The following is a 4555-nucleotide window of genomic DNA, read 5'->3' on the forward strand; positions in this document are numbered from 1 at the left end:
TTCTTAGACTGTGTACGCATGTTGCGAATAGAGGCAAGCTCTATTTCGCTTAGCTCACGTTTTTCCAACATCGCTTGACGTTCTAGTTTCTGGATTTTTTCGTATAGGTCGTGTTCGGGACCGCTTTTTACATCTGCGATTGCTTTCAAGTGCAGTTGAACTTCGGCTACTAGGTTTGTTTTTGGTAAACGAACGAGCAAGTTCAAGTCTCTATATCCTGAAGGGCCAGGTTTTTTGAATCGATTTTTTACTTTCACAATAGTTGTTTCACGCTCTAACGTTTCATAAATGGAGACTAAGCTCGCGACGTCTTCAGCTACAATCGTTGCACGTGCTAGGTCAGTAATACGTTCAACTTTCCCATCTAACTCTAAAGCTATCTTTTCTTCTGCTCGTTGTTTGGATTTCACGCCTGCGAAGTATGGCTGAGCGTCATTAAGAAGTGCGGTACTCTTACAGATAGTTTCAAGTTCAAATTGTGCTTGGTGAGCTTTGCTGTAAAGGATGTCGAAGTCAGAATATGGCTGAGTTGGTGTGGTGTCGATTGACTGAATGCCATATAAACCGCTAAGGCTGTGTTTAAAAAGTTTCGCACAAACTTCGTTTTGGCTGGTTGAACGATTTTGTTCGCCATTAGGCGCAGGGGTAATTGGAAGTGCGGCAAATGCCGGTGCACGGCTAAGTACCAAAAGCATCAATGCTGTAGTACGAAGAAATAAGCTCATTCACTCTCCTTAACTTGCTTGTACTTAGAAAATAGGGAACATAAAGGTCGCTAAGTTCGGCAAATCAGGTACTAACTTATAAATGGGGCCATTACGAAAGATTCCAAGGTTTCAGTTTTATCTTGAAGTAGAATCGTGCGTTAGATCACCATTTCTCTTTTCTTTATTCTGATTATCAGATAAAGGCGCGTCTCCTATGAGACCGATTACATCCTATCACCGCAGTATTAACCAAAGATGAACGGCATAGACAAATTGAAAAAAAACGTTAGTCTTACCTCTCAAAATGAAAACAGCCGACAAGTAGAAAGTAAAATGAGAGACCAAGAATTTTGGCATAACAAATGGGCCAGCAATCAAATCGGATTTCACTTGGAAGATGTAAACCCGCTATTACCAGTATATTGGAAACACACTAATCCAAAGCGTGAAGATAAAGTGTTAGTTCCTTTATGTGGAAAGTCAGAAGACTTGATTTGGCTAGCGATGAAGCATGATTCGGTTGAAGGTGTTGAGCTAAGCCATATTGCTGTGCGTGCCTTTTTTGCTGAACATTTTTACACGCCAACGGTAACGCCTCTTAATGGCATGCACGAGCTTTATCAATTTGATGAGCTCTCTATTTATACTGGGGACTTTTTCACTGCACCAGTATCTCAAGCCGATATCATTTATGATCGCGCCGCGTTGGTTGCTTTACCGCAAGATATGCGAGAGGAGTATGTAGAGCGTCTCAAGCAACTGCTGAACCCAGGCGGTCGTATTTTGCTTGTCACACTCAACTATCCTCAAGAAGAGATGGCGGGGCCTCCATTTAGCGTGCCGGTCGAAGAGATAGAGCAGTTATTTTCAGGTTACAAAGTTACTTGTTTGAACGTAGATGAAGCTGACGAGAATCATCCTAAAATTGCGAAAAAAGGCTTAAGTCGCTTCTCTGAAGAAGTGTACTTAATCGAGAGTGAATAGGCTCTCTTCGGTTTGGAACACGAAATAGCGCAGCAATTTGAGCTGCGCTATTTTTGTATGAGTGGTTCGTATTTAATAAATGATATTCACTTTTGAAGCACTTTCAACAGCATCTTGAACGGCTTCTTCGGTGGTTTTTCGTCGCGTAAGGACAACACCTAAACGGCGGCGACCATCGATTTCTGGCTTACCGAATAGACGAACTTGTGTTTGAGGTTGAGCTAAAGCTTTGCTTAGGTTTTCAAAGCGAATGTTTGTGGAAGTCCCTTGTCCAAGAATAACAGCAGACGCAGATGGGCCATATTGCACAATATTATTAATTGGCATTCCGGTAAACGCGCGCACGTGGAGAGCAAACTCAGACATTTCCTGTGAAATCATTGTAACCATACCCGTATCGTGAGGGCGAGGAGAGACCTCATTGAAAATGACTTTATCGCCTTTAACAAATAGCTCTACACCAAAGATGCCGTAGCCACCGAGCGCGTTTACCACTTTCTCAGCCGTGTATTCAGCTGCTTTTACTGCGTTTTCTGACATAGTTTGCGGTTGCCATGATTCGCGGTAGTCGCCATCTTCCTGACGATGACCAATTGGAGCACAGAAATGCACACCGTCAACGGCTCTGATGGTCAATAAAGTGATTTCGTAATCGAAGTCGATAAAACCTTCCACGATAACGCGACCTGCACCCGTACGCCCGCCTTCCTGAGTGTAATCCCATGCTTTTGTAACGTCGTCTTCGGTCTTGATAACACTTTGCCCTTTACCTGAAGAGCTCATCACAGGCTTCACCACGCACGGAATACCCACATGCTCAACCGCGGCTTTGAAGTCTTCAAAGTTATCTGCAAAACGATAAGGTGAAGTCGTCAATTCCAGTTCTTCTGCTGCCAAACGTCGGATACCTTCACGATTCATTGTTAGCCTGGTTGCCTTAGCGGTTGGAACAACATTCAGTCCTTTCTCTTCAAGCTCTACCAGTTTGCCGGTTGCGATGGCTTCAATTTCTGGTACGACGTAAGTAGGTTGTTCCTTCGTAATAACTTCTTCTAAGGCGTTCCCATCTAACATGTCGATAACATAACTACGGTGAGCGACTTGCATCGCTGGAGCATTGGCATAGCGATCACAAGCAATCACTTCTAAACCAAGTCTCTGGCATTCAATGGCGACTTCTTTACCGAGTTCGCCAGAACCTAAAAGTAATACACGGGTAGCATTTGCGCTAGTTGCAGTGCCAAACATAGTGTTCCCTTACAAAATAGAGTGATGAGACAGAAATTGCAGGAGATCATACTGAAGTTTCATGACAAAGCAAACGTTTGCTTTCGGTTTTTAGGTAATAAAAAAGCTCTACATGTTGTAGAGCTTTTTGTTGAATTTGTCGTTTATACGTTGACAAAACTAAGCGGAATATCTGGATTCAACGCTTCCAACGTTGATTGCGTATCGGCTAAGTGACTGATCTTACCTTCAGAGTTTTCTACCAATGCAGCGGCTTTGATGCTGTCAAAGGTTTCACCCGCAAGTAAAACTTGGATTAGCGCAACTTGTAGCGGTGGCAAGCTAGGATTAAACGCTGCATTTTCTGCATAAGCGCCTTGGAATACACGGCCGCTAGTCATCTCTAATGCTAAACCACTCAAGTTGTTGGTGTATGGAGAGTGGCTCATGTTCATCGCTTCAACTGCACTTTGGATGAGTGCGTCTTCATCATCACATGAGAATTGGTGTTTAACTTCTGCCATTAAGCCGGACTCGATACCGAGATCGTTTGGTCCAAAGGCTTCAGGCAGGTATTCATGAAGTGACTTTTCTTCGCGTTCTGGGAGCTGGATTTTAAGCTCGTTTGCGGTAGATAACTCATTCATGAACTGGCGGCAGTGACCACATGGGCTGAAGTTGATAGTGATATCCTTAACACCACGTTCGCCTTTCATCCAAGCATGGCTAATCGCAGACTGCTCTGCGTGAACCGTTTGACCCAACTGTACACCAAAGAATTCCATGTTGGCACCGAAGTAAAGGCGACCTGAAAGACCACGAACGATAGCGCCGACATAAAAGTCAGAAAGGGGAGCATAGGAGTACGCTGCGGCAAAAGGAAGTAGCGCAACACGAAGCTCTTTGTCTGATAGACCGGTAGCTGAAAGCAACTGCTCAAATTGTTGAACTGAAAGCGTAGCATCAAAATCATCAGCTTGGATGATAGGAGCAAGTTGTTTGGAAAGTGCTTCTGGAGCGCCTGCTAGCGCCTGTTCAATGCGACTTTTCATGTTGAATCCTTGTTATTGCATGGACAGTTATTCTATGTGAAAGATAGAAATGTTCCGTGCGTTAGATCACGATAAATAATGCAATTGATAATTCTGTTACATAATTAGAGTGAGCTCACACATGTATTCGATTGCACAGGTGTGAAGCGTTATCTCCGTCTCACAATTAACCATATCAGTATATATTCATATGACCAAGGAGCAGGAGTATGTTACCAACGCGACTTTTACCGCTATGCTACTTTATACTTACGTAATCTAGAGCGAGTGGTAGCAGCTAGAATGCTAATGCTATGAATGTATATCTCAGTCAAGTCCCTTCACGATATTACTGGGTGAGTTTGATAGATAAGATAGGGTTTTGAAAAGGGATAAGTAAGAAACGGAAAGGCTACGGCCTGCCGGAAGGAGGGCAGACCGAGAGCGCTTAACTATTGATATAGCCAGACCGCCAAAGCAAAAAAACTTGGAGCCAAAATAGAAGTTATGATCCCACATAAAACCAATGCGAGTGATGAGAACGCGGCATCTATGGGCTGTTTCTCTGCACAAGTAGCGGTGCCTAAGGCATGAGAGACTGTACCC

The 4555-nt window shown here is 43.7% G+C and carries 5 protein-coding genes; 1 reads left to right on the forward strand and 4 read right to left on the reverse strand.

Going from position 1 to position 4555, the window contains the following annotated elements; all coding sequences use genetic code 11:
• On the reverse strand, positions 1-725 hold a 725-nt coding region (locus tag CAG68_RS04225), incomplete at its 3' end, for a phosphoribosylglycinamide formyltransferase (RefSeq protein ID WP_161440819.1).
• Between the two features lie 315 nt (positions 726-1040).
• On the opposite strand from CAG68_RS04225, the gene CAG68_RS04230 reads away from it, so the two are divergent.
• Positions 1041-1691: a thiopurine S-methyltransferase gene (locus CAG68_RS04230; RefSeq protein WP_021707633.1), complete on the forward strand. Its 651-nt coding sequence runs from the start codon at positions 1041-1043 to the stop codon at positions 1689-1691.
• Positions 1692-1763: 72 nt separating this feature from the next.
• Here the strand turns inward: CAG68_RS04230 and purT are convergent, their stop codons facing one another.
• The 3 genes from purT to CAG68_RS04245 all read right to left on the reverse strand — a co-directional run.
• Entirely contained in the window at positions 1764-2939 is a 1176-nt protein-coding gene (gene purT, locus CAG68_RS04235) for a formate-dependent phosphoribosylglycinamide formyltransferase (RefSeq protein WP_054728706.1), read from the reverse strand.
• A 143-nt stretch (positions 2940-3082) separates the two neighbouring features.
• Positions 3083-3970 carry a cytidine deaminase gene (gene cdd / locus CAG68_RS04240; RefSeq protein WP_005377892.1) on the reverse strand — a complete coding sequence of 296 codons (888 nt, stop codon included), beginning with the start codon at positions 3968-3970 and terminating at the stop codon, positions 3083-3085.
• Positions 3971-4401: 431 nt separating this feature from the next.
• A partial coding sequence (locus CAG68_RS04245) for an LrgB family protein (RefSeq protein WP_202599841.1) occupies positions 4402-4555 on the reverse strand: 154 nt, incomplete at its 5' end.

The organism is Vibrio sp. V42_P2S4T144, from assembly GCF_009904715.1.
Taxonomy (GTDB): domain Bacteria; phylum Pseudomonadota; class Gammaproteobacteria; order Enterobacterales; family Vibrionaceae; genus Vibrio; species Vibrio alginolyticus.

Excerpts from the sequence above, each read along its gene's own strand:
- purT (WP_054728706.1), bottom strand. The coding sequence starts at position 2,939 with ATGTTTGGCACTGCAACTAGCGCAAATGCTACCCGTGTATTACTTTTA.
- cdd (WP_005377892.1), bottom strand. The coding sequence starts at position 3,970 with ATGAAAAGTCGCATTGAACAGGCGCTAGCAGGCGCTCCAGAAGCACTT.
- CAG68_RS04230 (WP_021707633.1), top strand. The coding sequence starts at position 1,041 with ATGAGAGACCAAGAATTTTGGCATAACAAATGGGCCAGCAATCAAATC.